The sequence below is a fragment of the Thiorhodovibrio winogradskyi genome (genome assembly GCF_036208045.1).
Lineage (GTDB): Bacteria > Pseudomonadota > Gammaproteobacteria > Chromatiales > Chromatiaceae > Thiorhodovibrio > Thiorhodovibrio winogradskyi.
Map to the genome: position 1 here is coordinate 3,496,101 of NZ_CP121472.1, position 23,243 is coordinate 3,519,343.

General features: G+C 61.3%; 18 protein-coding genes. 16 read left to right on the forward strand and 2 right to left on the reverse strand.

All coding sequences use genetic code 11. The features are described from left to right. Window positions 1-144: 144 nt before the first annotated feature. Window positions 145-8,832 carry a GH36-type glycosyl hydrolase domain-containing protein gene (locus tag Thiowin_RS15775; protein WP_328983941.1) on the forward strand — a complete coding sequence of 2,896 codons (8,688 nt, stop codon included), beginning with the start codon at window positions 145-147 and terminating at the stop codon, window positions 8,830-8,832. A gap of 163 nt (window positions 8,833-8,995) precedes the next feature. On the opposite strand, the gene Thiowin_RS15780 is transcribed toward Thiowin_RS15775, so the two are convergent. Next, entirely contained in the window at window positions 8,996-9,772 is a 777-nt protein-coding gene (locus Thiowin_RS15780) for a hypothetical protein (protein WP_328983942.1), read from the reverse strand. A gap of 597 nt (window positions 9,773-10,369) precedes the next feature. Beyond that, window positions 10,370-11,044: a PRC-barrel domain-containing protein gene (locus Thiowin_RS15785; RefSeq protein ID WP_328983943.1), complete on the reverse strand. Its 675-nt coding sequence runs from the start codon at window positions 11,042-11,044 to the stop codon at window positions 10,370-10,372. Window positions 11,045-11,890: 846 nt separating this feature from the next. Here Thiowin_RS15785 and Thiowin_RS15790 point away from each other — a divergent pair. The 15 genes from Thiowin_RS15790 to Thiowin_RS15860 all read left to right on the forward strand — a co-directional run bounded on the left by Thiowin_RS15790 (window position 11,891) and on the right by Thiowin_RS15860 (window position 23,206). Then, the gene (locus Thiowin_RS15790; RefSeq protein ID WP_328983944.1) at window positions 11,891-12,085 is read left to right on the forward strand and encodes a CsbD family protein; all 195 of its coding nucleotides are present in this window, start codon (window positions 11,891-11,893) and stop codon (window positions 12,083-12,085) included. Window positions 12,086-12,321: 236 nt separating this feature from the next. Next, complete coding sequence (locus Thiowin_RS15795) at window positions 12,322-12,459, forward strand: glycine zipper 2TM domain-containing protein (protein WP_328988100.1); 138 nt, start codon at window positions 12,322-12,324, stop codon at window positions 12,457-12,459. A 426-nt stretch (window positions 12,460-12,885) separates the two neighbouring features. Further along, window positions 12,886-13,497 (forward strand): hypothetical protein, encoded by a 612-nt coding sequence (locus Thiowin_RS15800; protein ID WP_328983945.1) that lies wholly within the window; start codon window positions 12,886-12,888, stop codon window positions 13,495-13,497. 133 nt (window positions 13,498-13,630) lie between these two features. Beyond that, window positions 13,631-15,058, forward strand: coding sequence for a F0F1 ATP synthase subunit beta (gene atpD / locus Thiowin_RS15805; RefSeq protein ID WP_328983946.1), 1,428 nt, complete (start codon window positions 13,631-13,633; stop codon window positions 15,056-15,058). Next, the gene (locus Thiowin_RS15810; protein ID WP_328983947.1) at window positions 15,058-15,447 is read left to right on the forward strand and encodes a F0F1 ATP synthase subunit epsilon; all 390 of its coding nucleotides are present in this window, start codon (window positions 15,058-15,060) and stop codon (window positions 15,445-15,447) included. The genes atpD and Thiowin_RS15810 overlap by 1 nt, the downstream gene beginning before the upstream one ends. Then, complete coding sequence (locus Thiowin_RS15815; RefSeq protein ID WP_328983948.1) at window positions 15,440-15,778, forward strand: AtpZ/AtpI family protein; 339 nt, start codon at window positions 15,440-15,442, stop codon at window positions 15,776-15,778. The genes Thiowin_RS15810 and Thiowin_RS15815 overlap by 8 nt, the downstream gene beginning before the upstream one ends. Next, complete coding sequence (locus tag Thiowin_RS15820; protein WP_328983949.1) at window positions 15,771-16,091, forward strand: ATP synthase subunit I; 321 nt, start codon at window positions 15,771-15,773, stop codon at window positions 16,089-16,091. Before Thiowin_RS15815 ends, Thiowin_RS15820 begins: the two co-directional genes overlap by 8 nt. Next, complete coding sequence (locus tag Thiowin_RS15825; protein ID WP_328983950.1) at window positions 16,072-16,767, forward strand: F0F1 ATP synthase subunit A; 696 nt, start codon at window positions 16,072-16,074, stop codon at window positions 16,765-16,767. The genes Thiowin_RS15820 and Thiowin_RS15825 overlap by 20 nt, the downstream gene beginning before the upstream one ends. A gap of 46 nt (window positions 16,768-16,813) precedes the next feature. Further along, window positions 16,814-17,095 carry a F0F1 ATP synthase subunit C gene (locus Thiowin_RS15830; protein ID WP_328983951.1) on the forward strand — a complete coding sequence of 94 codons (282 nt, stop codon included), beginning with the start codon at window positions 16,814-16,816 and terminating at the stop codon, window positions 17,093-17,095. Between the two features lie 3 nt (window positions 17,096-17,098). After that, complete coding sequence (locus Thiowin_RS15835; RefSeq protein WP_328983952.1) at window positions 17,099-17,845, forward strand: F0F1 ATP synthase subunit delta; 747 nt, start codon at window positions 17,099-17,101, stop codon at window positions 17,843-17,845. Between the two features lie 226 nt (window positions 17,846-18,071). Beyond that, window positions 18,072-18,641: a four helix bundle suffix domain-containing protein gene (locus Thiowin_RS15840; protein ID WP_328983953.1), complete on the forward strand. Its 570-nt coding sequence runs from the start codon at window positions 18,072-18,074 to the stop codon at window positions 18,639-18,641. Window positions 18,642-18,924: 283 nt separating this feature from the next. Continuing rightward, a complete protein-coding gene (locus Thiowin_RS15845) occupies window positions 18,925-20,553 on the forward strand; it encodes an alternate F1F0 ATPase, F1 subunit alpha (protein ID WP_328983954.1) in 1,629 nt (542 codons plus the stop codon). Then, window positions 20,550-21,896: a DUF2254 domain-containing protein gene (locus Thiowin_RS15850; protein WP_328983955.1), complete on the forward strand. Its 1,347-nt coding sequence runs from the start codon at window positions 20,550-20,552 to the stop codon at window positions 21,894-21,896. The genes Thiowin_RS15845 and Thiowin_RS15850 overlap by 4 nt, the downstream gene beginning before the upstream one ends. Continuing rightward, complete coding sequence (locus Thiowin_RS15855) at window positions 21,893-22,861, forward strand: F0F1 ATP synthase subunit gamma (protein ID WP_328983956.1); 969 nt, start codon at window positions 21,893-21,895, stop codon at window positions 22,859-22,861. The genes Thiowin_RS15850 and Thiowin_RS15855 overlap by 4 nt, the downstream gene beginning before the upstream one ends. 30 nt (window positions 22,862-22,891) lie before the next feature. Then, window positions 22,892-23,206, forward strand: a complete 315-nt coding sequence (locus Thiowin_RS15860; RefSeq protein ID WP_328983957.1) for a DUF1840 domain-containing protein — start codon at window positions 22,892-22,894, stop codon at window positions 23,204-23,206. The last annotated feature ends 37 nt before the right edge of the window (window positions 23,207-23,243 follow it).

The following is a 23,243-nucleotide window of genomic DNA, read 5'->3' on the forward strand; positions in this document are numbered from 1 at the left end:
ACCTTAACTATTAGATCAAAATCTTAAATAGACGAACCACAGATTCACACAGATGTTGTCACCTTTTGGTGTCTTATTCGATATGTGTTTATTTGTTTTTATCTGTGGTTCAAAATCGATTCACTCACCCAGGAGGCCGCGCCCATGATTTCAATGAACAGAGCGATGCGCGCGGTTTTGCTCGGGTGGCGCAACTGGCTGGGTGGCGAGCGCCTGGGCGACTCCCATCGCGGCGATGAGCCACCACTGCGTGGGGAATTGTTCAGCGCCGCTCAAATGGAAGCCCATGGCAAGGTGCTGGCGGCATCGCATCAACTCATGCCGGGCCATCCGCCGGATCGGTTGCTCGGGCGTTTGACCGAGAATGGCCAGGTGCTGGTGGAAGTCTGCCGGCTGCTGATGGTCGCGGTGAGCGAGAAACGCCGGATCGCGCCCGCCGGAGAGTGGCTGCTGGATAATTTTTATTTGATCGAGGAGCAGATTCGCACCGCCAAGCGTCATCTGCCCAAGGGCTATAGCCGCGAGTTGCCGCGTCTGCGCACTGGGGCCTCGGCAGGTCTGCCCAGGGTCTATGACCTGGCGCTGGAGATGATCGCCCATGGAGACGGGCGGGTGGATCCGGAGAATCTCAGCCGCTTTATCGCCGCCTATCAAAGTGTGACCGTGCTGCGCCTTGGTGAACTGTGGGCCATACCCATCATGCTGCGCCTGGCGCTGATTGAGAATCTCCGCCGTGTCGCCGCGCGTGTGGCCGCCAGTCGCACGGATCAGAATCTGGCCGATGGCTGGGCTGATCGCATGCTGGCGATGGCGGGCAGTGATCCGAAAAATCTGATTCTCGAGATCGCCGACATGGCGCGGTCACATCCGCCCATGTCGGGCACCTTTGTCGCTGAACTGGCACGCCGGCTGCAAGGGCGCAGCGCGGCACTCGCCCTTCCGCTCACCTGGATCGAACAGCAACTGGGCGAGTCTGGGCTGAGTATTGAGCATCTGGTGCGGGCCGAGAACCAGCAGCAGGCAGGGGATCAGGTCTCCATCGGCAACAGCATCGGCAGCCTGCGTTTCCTTGGCGCCATGGACTGGCCTGAGCTGGTCGAGACCATGAGCCTGGTTGAACGCACCCTGCGCGAGGATCCGGCGGGGATTTACGGGCGCATGGATTTCGCCACTCGGGATCGCTACCGGCATGTAGTGGAGCGCATCGCCAAGCGCGGGCGGCTGTCCGAGGTGGAAGTGGCGCGCGCGGCCATTGAACTGGCACAGGAACGCGCGACCGGCCTGTTAGACAGGGACGACCCAGCGGCCCATGTGGGCGATCTCCTGATCGGTCGCGGTCGCCATCAACTTTACAGCCGCGCCAAGGTGCGCAAGCCTAGGCTGGCGGGCGCGGCGCGACCCGGCGGCCGTGCGGCCTTGGCACTCTACCTTGGTGGCATCCTGCTGCTGACGGCGGGCTTTTCCTGGGGTTTGCTGACGCAGACGGTTGGGGCGCCGCCCTGGTTGATGCCCATCATCGCTGTTCTGGCCGTGCTTGCCACCAGCGAACTGGCAGTAGCGCTGGTGAACTGGCTGGCGAGTCTGCTCGCCACGCCCCAGGCGCTGCCGCGCATGGACTGGTCTGCCGGCCTGGCGCCGGAGGCGCGCACCCTGGTGGTGACGCCGACCCTGCTTGGCAGCGCCGACGGGGTCGAGGCGCTGATTGAGGCCCTGGAGGTGCGCTTCCTGGCCAATCGCGACCCGCATCTGCATTTTGCGCTGCTGACCGATCTCCATGATGCGCCGAGCGAGACGCTGCCCGGCGATCAGGCGCTGATCGAGCGCGCCGAACAAGGTGTCATCGCGCTCAATGCCAAGTATCCGAGTACCAGCGGCGATCATTTCTTCCTCTTCCATCGCCCGCGCCGCTTTAATCCGCACGCCGGGGTCTGGATGGGGTATGAGCGCAAACGCGGCAAGCTCATGGATCTGAATGCCTTGCTGCAAGGCCGCGACGACAGCAGCGCGCCGCGCGCAACAGCACAGAGCGTCGCGTCCTCAGCAAACCCCGAGGCGCGTTTTGCGCTCATCGTCGGCGACCGGCGCATTCTGGCAAACATGCGTTATGTCATTACCCTGGACACCGACACCCAACTCCCACGCGATGCGGCCCTGGAGATGGTCGGCGCCATGGAACACCCGCTGAACCGGCCGCGCTTCGATCCAGCGCTCGGGCGGGTCGCGACGGGCCACGGCATCTTGCAGCCACGGGTAGCGGTGAGCCTGCCGGGGGCGAATCGCTCCCGCTTCGCGCGCCTGCATGGCCAGGATGCCGGCATTGATCCCTACACTCATGCGGTGTCGGATCTGTATCAGGATTGGTTCCAGGAAGGCTCCTTCATCGGCAAGGGCATCTATGCGGTCGATGCCTTCGAGGCGGCGATCGACGACCACTTCCCGGAGAATCGCATACTCAGTCATGATCTGCTCGAAGGCTGCTACGCGCGCTCGGGCTTGCTTTCTGATGTGCAACTCTACGAGGACTATCCGGCGAGCTACAGCGCGGATGTCAGCCGGCGTCATCGCTGGATCCGCGGCGACTGGCAGATTGCCCAGTGGCTGCTGCCGCGTGTGCCCGGTCGGGATGGTCGCCCGCGCCGCAATCCCATTTCTCTGCTGTCACGCTGGAAGCTGGCCGATAACCTGCGTCGCAGCTTGGCGCCCGCCGCGCTCACCCTGCTGCTGGTGCTGGGGCTGACGCAGCTGGCCAAGCCGGACATCTGGGCCTTGGCGGTGCTGGGCATCCTGCTGATTCCGGCGCTGCTGACCGCGATCCTGGGTGTGCTGAGCAAGCCCGGCGATCTGCGCTGGTCGACGCATTTGGGTGCCGCGGTGCGCACCGCCGGGCGCAGTTTGAAGCAGGCGCTGTTTCACCTCGCCTGTCTGCCCTACGAAGCCTACTTTAGCCTCGATGCCGTGATCCGCACCCTATGGCGGCTGGTTGTGAGCCGACGCCACCTGCTTGAATGGACCTCCTCGGCTGATTTGACGCGCGCGAATGATGGACTCGCCGCCACCTACAGCACCATGTGGATCGCGCCGGCATTGGCGCTGATCGCGGGCACGGGCTTGGCCTTGCGCGAGCCGCTGGCCCTGCTCGTCGCGGCCCCCGTGCTACTGGCCTGGCTGGCCGCGCCCTGGCTCGCGTGGTGGATGAGCCGTCCGCTCAAGCCACGCGAGGCGCACCTCAGTGTGGAGCAAACCCGATTCCTGCACCGCAGCGCGCGCAAGACCTGGGCCTTCTTCCAGACCTTTGTCGGCGCCGACGATCACTGGCTGCCGCCGGACAATATGCAGGAGCATCCGGTGGCCGTGGTGGCGCATCGCACCTCACCGACCAACATGGGGCTCGCATTGTTGGCGAATCTGACCGCCCATGACTTCGGCTACCTGAGCGCTGGCGGACTCTTGACCCGCACTGGCGCTCAGCTTGGCACCATGGCTGGATTGGCGCGCTATCAGGGTCACTTCTTCAACTGGTACGACACCCAAACACTGGAACCACTCGAACCGCGCTATATCTCCTCGGTGGACAGCGGCAACCTGGCCGCGCATTTGCTCATCCTGCAACCCGGTCTGCTGGCGCTGATCGATGCGCCCATGCTGAATCCTCGCTGGCTTGACGGAATCGCCGACAGCTTGGAGTTGCTGGCGGAGACCATCCCCGCTGCGCGGCTTGCGCGCTTCACGCAACACCTGGCCGCCGCGCGCCGCGCGCCGCCAGCCGACTTGGGTGCCGCCCAGGATTGTCTCGCCGCACTGACGGCGGCCAGTGCCAAGGTGGTGCAAGACATCGATGGTAAGTCCACCGATGAGGCAAGAGCTTGGGCGCAACGCCTGGCCGACGACTGTCGTGCCCTGCTTGAGTATCTGATGATTCTGATTCCCAAAGATCAGAACCCCTCCCACCTCGATATCGCCATCACGCTGCGCCAACTCGCCGAGCTTGAGACCAGCGCCGGTGAAGAAGCCGCCCAACCGGCTTGCGAGCAGATTCGCGACATCCGGCAACTGGCGCAAACCGCAAGCGAACTGGCTCACATGTCGTTGGACTTCCTGTTCGACGAGGCCCAATCCCTGCTTGCCATCGGCTTCCGGGTCGCCGAGCGGCGGCGCGACGAGAGCTACTACGATTTGCTCGCCTCAGAGGCGCGCCTGGGCTGTTTCGTCGCCATCGCCCAAGGTCAGTTGCCACAGGAGAGCTGGTTTGCGCTCGGTCGCCTGCTCACCCGCGCCTCCGGCAACACCACGCTGCTGTCCTGGAGCGGCTCCATGTTCGAGTATCTGATGCCGCTGCTGGTGATGCCAAGCTTCGAAAACACCTTGCTCGATCAGACCTACCGCAGCGCCGTCGCCCGTCAGATCCGCTATGGCAAAGAGCGCGGCGTGCCCTGGGGTGTGTCGGAATCCGGCTACAACGGCGTCGATGCCCAACTGAACTATCAGTACCGCGCCTTTGGTGTGCCGGGGCTGGGGCTAAAGCGCTGGCTGGCCGAGGATCTGGTGGTCGCGCCCTACGCCTCGGCGCTGGCGCTGATGGTGGCGCCCGAGGCCGCCTGCCAGAACTTGCAGCGGCTCGCCGCCAGTGGGCTGGCGGGACCCTTTGGTTTCTATGAGGCGATTGATTACACCCCGTCGCGGCTGCCGCGTGGGCAGGCAAGCGCCGTGGTGCGCTCCTTCATGGCCCATCATCAGGGCATGACCTTGCTCTCGCTGGCGCATCTGCTGCTCAATCGCCCAATGCAGCGTCGCTTTGCCGCCGTACCGTCGTTCCAGGCCACGGAGCTGCTGCTGCAAGAACGCGTTCCCAAGACCACGGCTTTCTATTCGGACACCCACGGTGAGATCATCAGCGAACATGCCAGCGAGAGTCCGCTGGAGTCGCCGATTCGGGTGCTGACCACACCCCACACCCCGCACCCCGAGGTGCAGTTGCTGTCGAACGGTCGCTACCATGTGATGGTGACCAACGCTGGCGGCGGCTACAGCCGCTGGCAGGATCTCGCCGTCACCCGCTGGCGCGAGGACAGTACCCGCGATCATTGGGGCAGTTTCTGCTATCTGCACGATCTGAACAGGGGCGCCGTCTGGTCCAATGCCTACCAGCCGACCTGTGCGACCCCGGAGCACTTCGAGGCGATTTTCTCCGAAGGCCGCGCCGAGTTCCGTCGCCGCGACCAGGAGATCGAGACCTACACCGAGATCGTGGTCTCGCCCGAGGATGACCTTGAGCTGCGCCGACTGCGCCTGACCAACCGCTCGCGCGGGCGGCGGGTGATCGAGGTCACCAGCTACAGCGAGGTGGTACTCGCCCCACCCGCCGCCGATGCCCTGCATCCGGCCTTCAGCAATCTGTTCATGCAGACCGAGATTCTCCTCGCCAACGCGGCGATTCTCTGCCACCGCCGACCGCGCTCGAGCGAGGAGACCTCGCCCTGGCTGTTTCATGCGTTGGTGGTGCGGGACAACAACGGAGCCGAGACGTCCCTTTCGCCATCCTGCGAAACGGATCGTATGCGCTTTATCGGACGCGATCGCACGCTCGCCGACCCGCTAGCGCTGGATCAGCCCGGCGCACTGTCCGGCACGGCCGGCGCGGTGCTCGACCCCATGGTCGCCATTCGCCAGCGCATTGTTTTGGAGGCCGATCAAAGCACCACCATCGATCTGATCCAGGGCATCGGCGCCACCCGCGAGCAGGCGCTAGGACTGGTTGAGAAGTATCAGGACGCACGCCTCGCCAATCGGGTGTTTGATCTGGCCTGGACGCATAGCCAGGTGGTGCTGCGCCAACTGAATGCGACTCCGGCTGACGCCCAGCTCTACGGACGCCTGGCTAGTTCCATTCTCTACACCAATGCCTCGCAGCGTGCCGCGCCTGCCGTGCTGGCGCAAAATCGGCGCGGTCAGTCGGGTCTGTGGAGTCACGCGGTCTCAGGCGATGTGCCCATTGTGCTGTGCCAGATCTCCGATCAGGCCAACATCGCCCTGGTGCATCAACTGGTTCAGGCGCATGCCTATTGGCGCCTAAAGGGGCTGACCGTTGATCTGGTGATTTGGAACGAGGATCATGCCGGCTATCGTCAGCAGCTCCAGGAGCAGATTCTCGGGCTAATTGCCGCCGGCGTCGAAGCGCATGTGGTGGATCATCCAGGCGGGATTTTCATTCGCCCGGCCGATCAGATTTCCGACGAGGATCGCGTGCTGTTTCAGACCGTGGCGCGGGCGATTCTGAGCGATGAACGCGGCACCCTGGCCGAGCAGCTTAATCGGCGCGATGCGCGGCCCAAGCCAATGCCGATCTTCAAGCCCAGTAGCGGCCCGGTGCGTGCGCCGCTCGCCGCACTGCCCGCCCGCCCCGCGTTGCAGTTCGATAATGGCATCGGCGGCTTCTCCGCCGATGGGCGTGAATATGTCATCACCACCGCGCCTGGTCAGACCACGCCGGCACCCTGGGTGAATGTGCTGGCCAATGCGCATTTTGGCACCGTGGTCTCGGCCAGCGGTGGCGCCTACACCTGGAGCGAGAATGCCCATGAATTCCGCCTCACGCCCTGGCATAACGACCCGGTCAGTGATCTCCATGGCGAGGCCTTCTATCTGCGCGATGAGGTCAGCGGTGAGGTCTGGTCGCCAACGCCACTGCCAGCCGGCGGCACCATGCCTTATGTGACTCGGCACGGCTTCGGCTACAGCGTGTTTGAGCATTGCGAGGCCGGTATTGCCTCGGAGCTATGGGTCTATGTGGCGCTGGACGAGCCAGTGAAGTACATGGTGCTGAAACTCCACAACTGTTCAGATCAAGATGGACCCAGGCAAATGCGCCGGCTGTCCGTCACTGGCTATGTCGAGTGGGTGCTTGGGGATCTGCGCCCCAAGTCGGCGCTGCATCTGGTCACCGAGATCGATCCGAACAGCGGCGCGTTGCTCGCCCGCAATCCCTACAACGGCGAGTTTGCCGACCGGCTGGCCTTCTTCGATGTCGATGATCCAGCCCGCAATCTGAGCGGCGATCGCAGCGAATTTCTTGGGCGCAACGGCAGCCTGAGCCAGCCGGCGGCCTTGGCGCGCACCCGGCTGTCGGGGCGCGTCGGCCCGGGGCTGGATGCCTGCGCCGCACTGCAAACGCGCGTGGATCTTAGCCCCGGACAACGCCACGAGATCGTCTTCCGCCTTGGCGTGGTCGGTCGTCGCGGCGCCGATGATGCGCGACTGCTGGCGCCAGACCAGCGCGGCGCAGCAGCGGCGCACGCGGCGCTGACAGCGGTGCAAGACTACTGGACGCACACCCTAGGCGCGGTGCAGGTCGAAACTCCCGACCCGGCGCTCAACCTGCTCGCCAACGGCTGGCTGCTGTACCAGACGTTGGCCTGCCGCTTCTGGGCGCGCAGCGGTGATTATCAGTCCGGTGGTGCCTTCGGCTTTCGCGATCAACTACAAGATGCCATGGCGCTCATCCATGTTGAGCCTTTGCTGGTGCGCGAGCATCTGCTGCGTGCTGCCGGGCGGCAGTTCCGCGAAGGCGATGTGCAGCACTGGTGGCATCCGCCCTCGGGTCGCGGCGTGCGCACCCGCTGTTCGGATGACTATCTGTGGCTACCGCTGGCAACCTGTCGCTATGTGCTGACCACCGGCGATACCAGCCTGCTTGATGAGACCGTGCCCTTCCTCGATGGCCGCCTGGTCAGTGGCGAAGACGACGGCTACTACGACCTGCCCGGCCAGAGTGACGAGAGTGCCAGCCTTTACGACCATTGTGTGCGCGCTATCCGGCACGGCTTGCGCATGGGGGAACATGGCCTGCCGCTGATCGGCTCGGGGGACTGGAACGACGGCATGAATCTGGTCGGCATCAAGGGTCGCGGCGAGAGTATCTGGCTTGGCTTTTTCCTGCATCAGGTGCTGACGCAGTTCGCCACGCTGGCGCGTGGGCATGGCGATGCGCCATTCGCCGAACGCTGCGAGAGCGAGGCGGCGCGCCTGCACGACAACCTGGAGCAGCATGGCTGGGATGGGGATTGGTATCGACGCGCTTACTTCGACGACGGCACGCTGCTGGGTTCAGCGAGCAGTCCCGAATGCCGCATCGATTCCATTGCTCAAAGCTGGTCGGTGCTCTCCGGGGTCGCTGATCCCGAACGGGCGCAGCAGGCGATGGCAGCGCTCGATCAACACTTGGTGCGCCGCGATGCTGGGCTGATCCAATTGCTCGATCCGCCGTTTGATCACTCTGACTTAGAACCTGGCTACATCAAGGGCTATGTTCCCGGCGTGCGCGAAAACGGCGGCCAATATACCCATGCCGCCATCTGGGCCGCCATGGCCTTCGCCCATCTGGGGGATTCGGCGCGCGCCTGGGAGATGTTTGCCATGATCAACCCCATCAACCATGGCTGCACGCCAGAGGACATCGCCACCTATAAGGTCGAGCCTTATGTCATCGCCGCCGATGTCTACGGTGTCGCACCCCACATCGGGCGCGGCGGCTGGACCTGGTACACCGGCTCGGCCGGCTGGATGTATCGGCTGATTATGGAATCCCTGCTTGGCCTGCGCCGGGAAGGGCAGACCCTGCGCATCAAGCCCTGTCAGCCGGCGGGTTGGGATGGCTTCAGGTTCCGCTATCGGTATCAGCAGACGGACTACCAGCTTGTGGTGAAGCGGGCAACAGAAGCGGACAGCGGTGCTCGGGTAAGCTTGGACGGCATTGAACAAGACGGCTTCACGATCCCCTTGGTCGATGACCGTCGGCCCCATGCGGTTGAGGTGAGTCTGCCGCGAACCAAGGAATAAGCCTCTCCTTTGGCTTCTTTGCTGATCAAATACCTCGGGATGCAGATCAGGCGCGGCTTTCAGTGCCGCGCAAGCATTCTATCGCCGCTCGATGAAGCCTATTCCCTATGGGTGCATCAATGTTCCAGTGGAATTCGTCGAGAATCTAGTACGTCCCATGTTTTCAGGGGGCAATAGGAAATGTGTCATTTTCAGCGGAAGTGAGACCGGGCGGATTTCGAGTCTGACAGAGGTCGTCAATGGAACGCGGGCTCGGATTGACACGGTCAAAAGGCGGGTTCCAAGCCTTTTTCCTATCGCTCCAGTTCGACAAGGGCATGACCATGGGCAGATGGCCGTTTGGACGATACCAGGAGTCAATGCTCCAGGGATTCCCGCTGTCCCGGTCGCTGATCACCGCCGTCCAATGAGTCGCCGTGATATCCAAACCACTGCGCACTTTGGGCGATGCGACGCTCCAGCCCGTCAATGCTTGGATATCCCGGAGAATATGCAGATAAGTCGTGGTGTTACTAGTGTTATCGACGCAATCCATGCGTCCATGCACACCCGCCTCGAAATCGTTAATGGCGAGGTCGTTGGCCAACAATGGCTGATACTTTTGCGCCAGTAATTCCATTTGCCAAACACCGATACGCACACGCTGCAATCGATCGTGAAGATTTGTGCCTGGACAAACCGCGAGGCGGTGTTTCAGCAAGGCCATGTCGTCGCGACTGAAGGTTATCGTCTGTCGGTGTGCGCATGACCAGTTAAAGCAGATGCGCAGCGTGACGGAGCCATCTTTGTTGATGGTGTACTCAGGCGCAAGAGGGCTTGAAACGGAAGTTTGAGGCTCATCCATCATCGGCGATGCGCAAGCGGCACCAACCAACTGAGCAGGATTGACCTGGGTGATGATAAAACCGATCACCATCAACCGAAACAATAGAAACAGCACAACACTAAATCTGCGTCATGAGCCGCATGCCATCAACCTGGATGCTTGAATAACCAGGTTAACAGCAAATTCGATCACAATAGCGAGGTCATTAGTTGCGGTCGGGTTTGGGTTCATACATCGGCGCTGGCGCAGCGGGTGCCAGTTCATGTTTCGAGGCGGTGCCGCAGGACGCTAGTGTCAGCACGAACACCAATGTTGTTACGCCAAGAAGAGCGCTTGTGGATCGTCTGTTCATTCGCTGTTACCTATTTTGTTTTTACACCATTCGGCATCCAATCTCGATGCCTGAATGTCAGTTTACCAAGCAGGAAGTGGTTCATCTGTACGTTGACGCACATTGTATCCGCGAATCGATCGATCGGCACCAATGGGTTGGTGGTGGGACTGGGGTTCGAGCGCCTGCTGTGGCGCAGTACGTTGGGGGCGGGGAGTTTGACCGGTCAATGACGACTCAGGGACGGGTCGGTGTTTCACCGACAGCGACAACTGTCTGCCGCACCACCAACTCAAAATCCAGGCCGACTTCTGCATAGAAGCGCACGGGGCCTCATCCAGGCAAAGATAGCGCCTGGATGAGGCCGTGACCAACAGGTGCTAGAGACGCGGTGCCGTCAGCGCCGGTTCCGTATCCGGTTGCGTTCCGTAATAGGCATGAATACCCTTTTCCCATGTCGGGTCGGCCATGTCGGGCCACTTGTCCTGATCAAATCCCGGAGCGTTTTCTAGCCGTTCCTTGTCCACATCCAGTACGAAGCGCTTGTGCTCGGTATCGAGTTTCAAGGCGCTCCAGGGCACTGCGAAAAGCTTTTCTCCCATGCCAAGAAAACCACCGAAGGACATGACCGCATAAGCGACCTGGCCACTGCGCATGTTTAGCATGATTTCTTTGGTATCCCCGAGCTTTTCATCGTCTTGGTTGTAGACATCATTGCCCATTAGGGTTTCAGCACCCATTAAGGCAGGGCCTGGTCCAGCGCCGTTATCTGCGGAGGATTGGCTCTTGTAAATGCCATAGGTATCGCGTTCTGAGTAGTTCATAGTCATCTCCAAATAAACATTACAATGAGAAATCGGCACTTCGCTATATTCATCAACAGCTGCTGACAACTGCCACAACTGCAAGCAAAGGTGCCCCTGATGCCGCGAGAAAGCGACTTTGATTCTGTCGCCTTCGCACGGCCATAACATTCCGCGACCTGATTCTGGCACCAAGGTACGCGTTGCAAGCAGCTTCAGGTTATCTGCTCTGACCTTGGGGTGGTTGTGCAAAAGCGCTTAAGGTCTAGACCGAACCAGCGAGACAGAGTGCAGCTGTCGAGGTCGTGTAAAGACTCATGTTCTTCATCGTCAAAGTCCTATAGTGATGTTTAGGGTGATTGTCTTTGCAAGGAACCAAAGGCTCATTTGTTACCCCCCCATTGACACCATGCGACCATCCTATTTAAAGACGCCCTGGCAATCACTGTCGGTACGCTACCGCACATAAGCGATTTAGCTTATGCCGAAAATTCAGAACCTGTAATGTGCGCCAGCGCACTGATAAAGACCTCTATGCCTGATAAACTTTGATTGTTAAGGCATTGCGATTGTTTGTTGAATAGCGTGAAAACAGACAGCCTTGTACAGCAAATGCTGAGGGTCAATCATCAATCGCCGTGCGTAATTTTAGTAACCAGCATCTCTGATACAACTGGATAAACAAACAATTGTTATTGTTGCCACCACAAATTTTGTGTTATTAAAACGCTTTCGGCATGCGGCACATTCTCAATATATGGGTTGGCAGCTGCCTTATCAGCGTGACAAAACAATCCCGGGTTTAATTCACGCGATGTGCGACGCAGCCACCTGTAGCAGTTTTGCCATTAGTCGTTTATCAATGATGACCTGATCGATGACGCCAAACTCGCCGCAGACGACGCCTTCATCAGGCTCAGGCCATCGCGCTGATCGTTTCGGATCTAAAGGTCCCTGGCTTTCTAGCGCAAAGAATTATTTCACCTCTGCGTGCGGTAGCGAACCGACCGACATCCGTCTCGAGCATATCTTTACCCTTCAGCGATATAAACTTACTCGCTGGGGTGATGGCTCAATTAACTTTTATCGGACAGACACATGAACAAGCAACAGGTCAAAAGTCGGCACGAACATGCTAAAGGCAAAGTAAAAGCGAACGCCGATCATTTTACCAGCTATAACGATTTGGATGCAGAAGGAAAGAATCAACAGAACACCGGGAAGGCCCAGGCGAGCGCTGACCGCAAGGCGAAGATCAAAAATGACAATAGGGACAAGAAGAACAGTTACTAAAGGCTGATGGATTAACCTGACACAAGGTTGTGAGATTGTGATAACGCAATTCCTTAGTTGCTTGGCTTATCACCAAAACCTCCTCTCCCAATCCAGGCATTAGCAGGGATATTATCCTATCGCGCATCAACTTTCGTGCATCAACAAAAGTGAGAGCTTCAATGAAACAGATACCGAGATTCGCCGTCGGCCTTATTGCCCTTGCGCTGGTGAGCAGCTTGGTCGGCTGTAGTGGGATGAGTAAGCAGACCCGAAACACTGCGATTGGTGCCGGCATCGGGGGCGTTGGCGGCTCCGTCATAACGGGTGGCAGCACGCTTGGTACCCTTGGTGGGGCTGCAGTGGGTGGTTTTATTGGTCACGAGATGGATTGAGACCGAACCGAATAAGGGGTCAGTGTAGCCCGAGTCTGGATCGGCCCCGCCAAGGTTTTTCATCTTCGTTGACTTCGGTCTTTAATCAGCGGCATCTGAAGAACGATAACTGATTATTTGGCTTCGATAATAACTGACCACTGACGTGGCAGCGGCTTTAGCCGCGACGCGGCGATCTCGGCTAAAGCCGTTCCCACAACGCTCTCAGTCAGCGCAGAAAGTGGTTCGGGTTCCGATCAAGGCCGATTTTTTCTTTATGTACGCTAGCGAACAGATGTCGCTTTATTTGTCTTGTAAGCTTTGCTCAGGGTTCGATAAGCATCAAAACTGATTTCGGTTTGCTAAATCAAACATAAATCAAAAATCATGCCTCGTTGCCTGGTTTGGTTTCATTAAATTTCTATTAACTCTAATGAGGAATGCCCCATGAGGAACTTGAATACTACCGCCATTGCTGTCGCTATTGGGCTTGTTTTTAGCGCTGGCGCGATGGCGCAAAGTTTGTCGAGGAGTGACTATGAAGCTGAGGAGGCTCGCATCGCGGACGCTTACAAGTCCGATAAGGCAGAATGCAATTCACAGTCTGGAAACAAAAAGGATATTTGCATCGCCGAAGCCAAGGGTAATGAGAAGATTGCCAAGGCGGAACTTGAAGCGCGCGCAGAACCCAGCGCCAAGAACGACTACAACGTACTTATTGCCATGGCGGACGCTGATTACAGGGTCTCCAAAGAAAAATGCAATGACCAGGAAGCCAATGCACGAGACGTTTGCATCAAGGAGGCGAAGGCGGCTGAGACTCGAGCCAAGGCAGAAGCTGAGGTGCGGATGAAGACATGGAAGGCAGACAAGTCTGCCGAAGAGACATCAGCCGAGGCCAGCATGCAGGCGAAAGAGGATGGCATTGACGCGCGTCAGGACGCGGCAAGGGAAATCATTGATGCGGATTATGCCGTGGCAATCGAAAAGTGTGACGCGATGGATGGCGATGTTAAGGCACGTTGCGTCGATGCCGCCAAGGCAAAATTTAACCAGTAGCCGCTTGTATTCTAAGAAATAGCGACAAATGGATGGGTAGCCTCTTACCATCCTGTGGTTTGTTCGATGTCTGGCACCGACAGCAGCCTGTGCGGCCACTCCCAAAGGATTGCATTGGCTGAAACCCTGACAGATGAGCCACCCGAACACCCATACAGCCAATCGCGGTCAAGTCGTCGCGGTGCGCGGCAGTGTCGTGGATCTGCGCTTCGAGGCGCCTCTACCCGCGATCTATCGGCTGCTGCGTGCGGGGTCGCAAGGCCAGATCCAGATCGAAATCTTGGCGCAATTGGACGCTTGCCATGTGCGCGGAATCGCGCTGACACCCACGCAGGGACTGGCGCGCGGCATGTGGGTGGAGGACAGCGGCGGGCCACTGATGGCGCCGGTGGGCAACAGCATCCTCGGGCGCATGTTCGACGTGTTCGGCACTGCCATCGACCGCCAGCCGGCGCCCACCGAGATCCAATGGCGCTCTGTGCATCGCGCCCCGCCAGCCCTGACGCAGCGTTCCACCGAGTCCGAGGTTTTCGAGACTGGCATCAAGGTCATTGATGTGCTGGCGCCGCTGGAGCGCGGCGGCAAGGCGGGTCTGTTCGGCGGAGCGGGTGTGGGCAAGACCGTGCTGCTCACCGAGATGATCCACAACATGATCGGCCACCACGCCGGCGTCAGTCTCTTCTGCGGGATCGGCGAGCGCTGTCGCGAGGGCGAGGAACTCTATCGCGAGATGCAGGACGCCGGTGTCCTGCCGAACATGGTGATGATCTTCGGCCAGATGAACGAGCCGCCGGGCAGCCGCTTTCGCGTCGGCCATGCCGCGCTGACGATGGCCGAGTATTTTCGCGACGACCAGCAGCGCGATGTCCTGCTGCTGATCGACAACATCTTCCGCTTCATCCAGGCCGGCATGGAGGTCTCCGGGCTTATGGGTCAGATGCCCTCGCGTCTGGGCTACCAGCCGACCATGGGGACGGAGCTGTCGGAGCTGCAGGAGCGTATCGCCAACACCGCTGCCGGGGCCATCACCTCGATCCAAGCGGTCTATGTGCCGGCGGACGATTTCACCGACCCGGCGGCGGTGCATACCTTCTCGCATCTGTCCGCCTCCATCGTGCTCTCGCGCAAGCGCGCGGGCGAAGGGCTGTATCCGGCCATCGACCCGCTGCAATCGAGTTCGCGGATGGCCACGCCGGGCATCGTTGGTGCGCGACATTACGCCCTGGCGCAGGAGATCCGGCGCACCCTGGCTCAGTATGCGGAGTTGAAAGACATCATTGCCATGCTCGGTCTGGAGCAGCTCTCACCGGAGGATCGCCATTTGGTGGCGCGCGCGCGGCGGCTGGAGCGTTTTTTGACGCAGCCGTTTTTTACCACGGAACGCTTCACCGGACTGACCGGCCAGCTTGTCAGCCTGGCCGATGCGCTGGATGGCTGCGAGCGCATTCTGGCTGATGAGTTCAGGGATGTGCCTGAGAGGGCGCTTTATATGATTGGGGCGGTGGATCAGGCGAGGGTTAAGGACGACAAGCACAAAAGCAAGGCCAAGGAGAAGACCTGATGAATCTAAAAGTGCTGTTGCCATTTCGCGTCTTTTTAGAAGTCGCCGGGGTGACGCGCCTTGTCGCCGAGACGCCGGGCGGCGCTTTTGGGTTGCTGCCACGTCGCTTGGATGGGGTCGCGGCACTGGCGCCGGGGATTCTGATCTACGAAACCGCCGCCGAGGGCGAGGTCTACCTGGCCGTGGATGCCGGGGTGCTGGTCAAAGCCGGCGCTGAGGTGCTGGTGTCGGTGCGCCGGGCGATTCGCGGCCGCGACCTCGGCCAGTTGCGCGCGACAGTGGAGCGGGAGTTTCTGATCCTCGATGCGCACGAGCAGGCGACGCGCGCGGTGATGGCGAAGCTGGAATCCGGATTTCTGCACCGTTTCGTGAGTTTTCAACATGACTGAACCCACTGTCGGCAAGACCTCGGGCGTGCCTCCAACCCTGGCTAGCCAGATTGGCGACCAGGCGACCCGTAAGCTCAAGGCGCGGCGCGATCCCACACCGGGTGTCTGGTTCGGCTTGGGCATGATGGGGCTGGTCGGCTGGTCGGTGGTGGTGCCGACGCTGCTTGGCGCGGGCTTGGGTCTGTGGCTCGACAAACAGCATCCCGGCACGCATTCCTGGACGCTGGCGCTGTTGGTGGCTGGGCTGACGCTCGGCTGTTTCAATGCCTGGCATTGGGTCACCAAGGAAGATCAGGCGATGCGCGACGAGCCGGAGACTCGCGATGAATGAGACGCTGCGTCTGGTGCCGGCTGGGGTCGCGGGCCTGGGACTCGGGGCTATGTTCTTCGGCGGACTCTGGTGGACGCTGCGCAAGAGTCTGGCGTCCGAGCACCCCGCGCTGTGGCTGCTCGGCAGCCTGTTGGTGCGCATGAGCCTGCTGTTGGGCGGCCTGTATCTGGTCTCCGGTGGCCAATGGCCACGCCTGCTGGCCGGTCTTCTCGGCGTGATCAGCGCGCGCTTTCTGATCCTGCGGCTCACGGGCCCAACCGACCAACCCGCGAATCGTCGCGAAGGGGGCCAGCATGCGCCTGACACCCGATGAGATCATTTTCTGGCAGTCCGGCTTTCTCAAGCTCAACGCCACCATCGTCTTCACTTGGGCGCTGATGCTGGCGCTGGTGGTCGGCTCGCTCATCATCACGCACAAGCTGTCCCGGGATCTGACCCGCTCGCGCTGGCAGAACCTGCTGGAGATCCTGGTCACCGGCATCGAGCAACAGATCCGGGAGGTCGGCCTGCATGAGGCGCGCACCTATCTCGGCTTTCTCGGCACTTTGTTCCTGTTCGTCGCCGCCGCCAGCCTGGCCACCACCATCCCCGGCTACGAGCCGCCGACCGGCTCGCTCTCGACCACGACCGCGCTGGCGCTGTGCGTGCTGGTGGCCGTGCCCGTTTTCGGCATCGCCAACCAGGGACTCGGCGGCTACCTCAAGTCCTACATGGAACCGACATTCATGATGCTGCCGTTCAACCTCATCAGCGAAGTCTCGCGCACCCTGGCGCTGGCGGTGCGGCTGTTCGGCAACATGATGAGCGGGGCGATGATCATCGCCATCCTGCTCAGCATCACGCCCTTCCTCTTTCCCATTCTCATGACAGCGCTCGGCCTGCTCACTGGCCTGGTGCAGGCGTACATTTTCAGCATCCTGGCGGCGGTCTATATCGCGGCCGCCACGCGCGCGAGCTCATCCAAGCCCAAGCCAGCGGTCACCGCCTGACACAGATGACACATGAAACGCCAACAGACTCACCGGAGGACACCCCATGGATAGCTTGACCATAATCGCCGTGGCATCGATCGTCATCGCCGGCCTGACCACCGGCTTCGGCACCATGGGACCGGCGCTGGCGGAAGGCCGGGCGGTGGCGACCGCGCTGACGGCCCTGGCACAGCAGCCCGACGCCTCGGCCACCATCACCCGCACCCTGTTCGTCGGTTTGGCGATGATTGAGTCCACGGCCATCTACTGCTTCGTGGTCTCGATGATCCTGATCTTCGCCAACCCCTTCTGGAACCTCGCCATCGCCCAGGTCGCCGGGAAGTAGGCCATGCTCATCGACTGGTTCACCGTCGGCGCGCAGGTGATCAATTTTCTGGTCCTGGTGTGGCTGCTGAAGCGCTTTCTCTATCGCCCGATCCTCGACGCCATCGACGCGCGCGAGGAGCGCATTGCCGCCGAGCTGGCGGATGCCGACGCCACCCGCACCCAGGCCCGTCAGGAGCGCGAGATTTTCGGGCACAAGAACCAGGCGTTTGATCAGCAGCGCGCTGCGCTCCTGGCTCAGGCGACGGACGCGGCCAAGGTCGAACGCCAGCGGCTGCTCGACGATGCCCGGCAAACCGCCGACGCCCTGCGCGCCAAGCGGCAGAACGCTCTGCAACAGGAGGCCGAGCAGATCAACCAGGCTCTAATGAGCCGGACGCAGCGGGAGGTCTTCGCGATCGCGCGCAAGACACTGACGGATCTCGCCGGGGCGAGTCTGGAAGCGTGTTTGGTTGATGTCTTCATTGAGCGCTTGGGGGCGATGGACGTTGATGCGCATGCCGTCTTTGCCGAGGCGCTGAAAACAGGGTTAGAGCCAGCGCGGGTGCGCAGTGCTTTTGAACTGGATGCCGCACAACGCGAGGCGATCCAAACAGCGCTCAACCGCAGCTTTACCACCGAGGTTGCGATCCAATTCGAGAGTGGGCCGGATCTGATTGGCGGAATTGAGCTGACCGCGAATGGACAACGGATCGCCTGGAGCATTGCGGATTATTTGAGGTCGCTGGAGCAGGAGGTTAGGCGTTGCTGAATGGGCAAAGCTGAATGGGCAAACTGGGGTTGCAGAGAGTGAATGACTTCAAGGATCCTAAGGACAACAAAGACTACTAAAGACCACAAAGACTACATAGACCCCAGGGACTTCAAGCACCGGTTGGCTCGGCTATCGTTGTAGTCCTTGATATCCTTGAAGTCTTTCCGTTGAAGTCCTTAAAGTCCCTGAAGTCCTTGCAACCCTTCAACCAAGGAGAAACCCCATGCCCACCGGTTTCATCCCCACTCACGGCGGCTACAAGAACCTGCTCTCCTATCAAAAGGCTGAAATTGTCTACGACGCCACGGTCCATTTTTGTCAACGATTCATCGAAAAACGCGACCGCACCTATGACCAGATGGTGCAGGCCGCCCGGTCCGGTAAGCAGAACATCATCGAGGGCAGCATGGCCTCAGGTATCTCGAAGGAAATGGAGATCAAGCTGACCAATGTCGCCCGCGCCAGCCTGGAGGAACTGTTGGCCGACTACCGCGACTTCCTGCGCGTGCGCGGGATTGCGGAGTGGCCCAAGGAGCACCCCTACGCCCTTCGGCTGCGTGAGCTGAACCGCATCCCCGGCGCGACTTACGAGACCTTCCGCAAGGGCGTCGAGCATCCCGACCCGGCCATTTGCGCGAACGTCATCATCGGGTTGATTCGGGTGACGAGTGTGCTCTTGAGTCGGCAGATTCAGGCACTGGAGAAGGCTTTTCTTGCACAAGGCGGCCTGCGTGAGCGCATGACCAGGGCGCGGCTTGATGCGCGTGATCGGCAGCGCGGGAGGGTGCGGTGAGTTTTGAGGAGTTTAGGGACTACAAGGACTTTAAGGACTACAAAGACACCAAGGACAGCAAAGACCGATTGGCTCGGTTGTTGTTGCAGTCCTTAAAATTTTTAAAGATCACAAAGACTGCAAGCACAACAAAGACAGTCAAGTCCAATGGTCCAATGGTCCAATGGTCCAATGGTCCAATGGTCCAGTGGTCCAATGGTCCAATGGTCCAGTGTTACTTGTAGTCCTTGGTGTCTTTGAAGTCTTCTCTTTGCAGTCCCTGAAGTCCCAAGAGCCGTAACCCATGCCACAAACCCTTCAGCCCCTCTTCGAACAGACCTTTGCCGCCATCGCCGAGGCAAGAGATACCTTTGTACCTCAACTCAAACCCTACGAAATCGGCGCCATCGCCAGCGTCTCCACCGGCATCGCCAAGGTCTCCGGTCTGCCCAGCGTCGGCTTCGAGGAACTGCTGGCGTTTCCCGGCGAGGTGTTCGGCATCGCCTTCAACCTCGACCCGGACGAAATCGGCGTGGTGCTGCTTGGCGACTACTGGCAATTGCACGCCGGCGATACGGTCGAACGCACCGGCCGGGTCATGGACGTGGCGGTCGGCGATGGTCTGCTGGGGCGCGTCATCGACCCACTTGGCCGGCCACTCGATGGTCTGGGGTCGCTGAACACCAGCCAGCGCATGCCGATCGAGCGCCCCGCCACGGCCATCATGGATCGCGCGCCCGTCACCGTACCGTTGCAAACCGGGCTCAAGGTCATCGACGCCATCATCCCCATCGGGCGCGGCCAGCGCGAGCTGATCCTCGGCGACCGCCAGACCGGCAAAACCGCCATTGCGATCGACACCATCCTCAACCAGCGCGGTCAGGATGTGCTGTGCGTCTATTGCGCCATCGGTCAGCGGGCCTCGGCCATCGCCAAGACGCTGGCGATCTTGCGGAAACAGGGCGCGCTGGACTACACCCTGGTGGTGCTGACCGAGGGCAACGACGCACCGGGCCTCACCTACATCGCCCCCTATGCCGCGACCAGCATCGCCGAGCACTTCATGGAGCAGGGCCGCGATGTGCTGATCGTCTATGACGACCTCACCCACCATGCCCGCGCCTATCGCGAGCTGTCGCTGCTGCTGCGCCGCCCGCCCGGTCGCGAGGCCTTCCCCGGCGATATCTTCTACATCCACTCGCGCCTGCTGGAGCGTGCCACCCACCTGCGTGAGGGACTCGGCGGCGGTTCACTTACCGCGCTGCCCATTATCGAGACCGAGGCGCAGAATCTCTCCGCCTACATTCCGACCAATCTCATCTCCATCACCGACGGCCAGATCTACCTCTCGCCATCGCTGTTTGAGCTGGGCGTGCTGCCCGCCGTCGACGTCAGCCAATCGGTCTCGCGTGTCGGCGGCAAGGCCCAGCGGGCGGCCTATCGGGCGGTGGCGGGCGATCTGAAACTGGCCTACGCCCAATTCGAGGAACTGGAGACCTTCGCTCGCTTCGGCGCCCGCGTGGATGAGGACACCCGCCAACGCATCGCGCATGGACGCCGCATCCGCGCCTGCCTCAAGCAGCCGGAATTCGCGCCGGTATCGATGTCCGCGCAGATCGCCATCCTGCTGGCCCTGACCGCCGGACTCTTCGACGCGGTGCCGCTTGCGCGGATGCCCGCCGCCGAGCGGGCGGTGCAGAAGGCCGCAGCGACGATCCCGGAGGACGTCATTGAGCGATTGTTCAGCGCCGAGACCTTAAGCGAGGCGGATCGGCAAAGCATCGTCGCCATCGGGCGCGTGGCGCTCGTCGGATTTCAGCCCCAGCCTGACCAGTATCCGCCTGACCTCGACGCCGACCCCCGGCCCCCACCGGGCGGGGCGCGCGCATCCAGGGCGCCGGAATCCGCCACACCGGAGGTTCTCCAGGCATGATCACAAAACTCCGCTATCAGTGGCACAGGATCCGGTCGAGCTTCTGGTTCGTCCCCGCCCTGATGGTGGTCGATGCCTTGGTGTTGGCCATCCTCCTGATTATCCTGGACATGAACCTCGATCTGCATCTGGCGGCGCGCTGGCCGCTGCTCTTCGGCGCCGGCGCATCCGGCGCCCGCGGGCTGCTCACGACCGTTGCCAGCTCCATGATCACGGTCGCCGGCGTGGTGTTCTCGATCACCCTGGTGGCACTCTCCTTGACCTCCAGTCAATACAGCTCGCGCGTCATTCGCACCTTCATGCGCGATCGCGTCAACCAGTGGGTGCTCGGTGTCTTCCTCGGCATCTTCGCCTATTGCCTGGTGGTGCTGCGGACGATTCGCGGGGGCGATGAAGGCGCCTTCGTCCCCGCGCTGGCGGTGCTGGCCGGACTGCTGCTCGCCTTCGTCGGCATCGCGGTGCTGATCCATTTTATTCACCACATTGCGACCAGCATCCAGGCATCGAGCATCATTGCCACGGCCGCGCGGGAGACGCTCGCGGCCGTGGATGCTCTGTTTCCCGAGACCTTGGGCGAGGATGACGACGAGGGCGTCGACGCCACTCTGGCGCGTGCCATCGCTAACAGGCCCTGGTTGGCGGTTCCGGCCAGCAAGACCGGCTACGTCGAGACGCTCGACGCCGACGCGTTGTTGGATGTCGCCCGCACGCTGGAGATACTCCTGCGGATGGAGCATGGCATCGGGGATTTCGTCGTTGCGGGCACGCCCCTGATCTCGCTGCTCGATCCGAGCGACCTGGATGAGGCGACCACGGCCAGACTGAACGCGGTTCATGTGATCAGTCGCCAGCGCACGGTGGAGCAGGATGTCGCCTTCGGCGTCCGCCAGCTCGTTGACATTGCCATGAAGGCACTCTCACCCGGCATCAACGACACCACGACCGCCGTGATGTGTGTGGACTATCTGGCGGCGATCCTGACCCGACTGGCGGCGCGCCGGATCGCGGCGCCCTATTGGCGGGATCAAGGGGTGTTGCGCGTGATCGTCCGCGGCCCGAGTTTCGAGAGCCTGTTGGGCGAGGCCTTCGAGCAGATCCGGCACAGCGCCGAAGGCAATGTCGCCGTTCTGCTGCGGCTGCTCGGGGCGCTCCAGACCATCGCCGGCGCGACCGCGAGCCTCAACAGGCGACGGGCCATCGGACAAACAGTCGACGCGATCGCCGAGGCCGCCGAGCGCGGCATTGCGTCCCCGACCGACCGCGACCGGCTGGCGAACCGGCTGATGGGACTGCGCGAAGCGCTGGTCACGGCGCCGGTGTCTTTTATCCCGGTCAAACCATGAGCGACACCACCGCCAACCTGCGCCACAAGATCGCCAGTGCCGGTGACCTCCAGGCCGTGGTGCGCACCATGAAGTCGCTGGCCGCCTCCAGCATCAATCAGTACGAGCAATCGGTGCGCGCCCTGGGTGATTATGCGCGAACCGTGGAGCTGGGTTTGAGCATCTGTTTCCGGGCAATCGATCCAGTCAGCGCAGCGAATGGCGCGGGGCAAGGCGCTGATGCGGGTGTGATCGGCGCGATTGTGTTTGGCTCCGATCAGGGACTGGTCGGTCAGTTCAATGATCGGGTGGCCGACCATGCCGTGAAGACGCTGGCGGGACTGACCCATCAGGTGCAGGATGCAGCGCGCCGCCAGCCACGGGTGTGGGCGGTCGGCGAGCGCGTGCAGGCGCGCCTGGCGGACGCTGGTCTGGCGCCGACAGGCCACTTTGCCGTGCCCAGCGCCGTCGCGGCGATCACCGCGCTGGTCGGGGAGATCCTGGTGGCGACCGAGGCGCACCAGCGTCAGAGCGAATTCAGCGTGCTCTATCTCTTCTACAACAGACCGTCCTCGGCGGCGGTCTATGCCCCCGTCGATCAGCGACTGCTGCCGCTGGACGACTCATGGCGGCGCTCGCTGACCGACGCCCCTTGGCCGACCAACAACCTGCCCGAGGTTATCGTGGGCGATACCGAAGCGAACAGGGGAGCGAACAGGGGAGCGGATACCGCCACCCTGCGCGCCCTCATCCGCGAGCATCTGTTCGTCTCGCTCTTTCGCGCCTGTGCCGAATCCCTCGCCAGCGAGAACGCCAGCCGGCTCGCCGCGATGCAGCGCGCCGACAAGAACATTGAGGAACTGCTAGAAACGCTCAACGCAACCTTCCACCAACGCCGCCAAAGCGCCATTGACGCGGAACTGTTCGATGTCATCGCGGGCTTCGAGGCACTCGCCAAACCAAGGCGGTCAGCGCAACGCCGTTGACCGCCTCAACACAACAGGAGTGAAGCCACCATGTTGATCACATTCAAAACCAAGGCCTACGCCAGCATCACCATGTTCGGCGATGTCGCCATCACCTTGCTCAAGCGGATGGGACACAGCGGCAGCGTGCCCGGCGCCATCATGGCCGACGATGTGCCGGCCGCGCTGGCGCGTTTGCAGGCGGCGGTTCAGGCCCAGCCGGACGCGCCTCTGGATCCAGCCAATGCCCCAACGAGTGACGGGGAGGAAGGCGAGCACGTCACCCTCGCCCATCGGGCATTGCCCCTGATCGAACTGCTCACGACCGCCGCCGCAGAGCATGAAAACGTGATGTGGGATCTCTGATGGGACTTGAGAACGCCCGAAACGACTGTCGTGACTT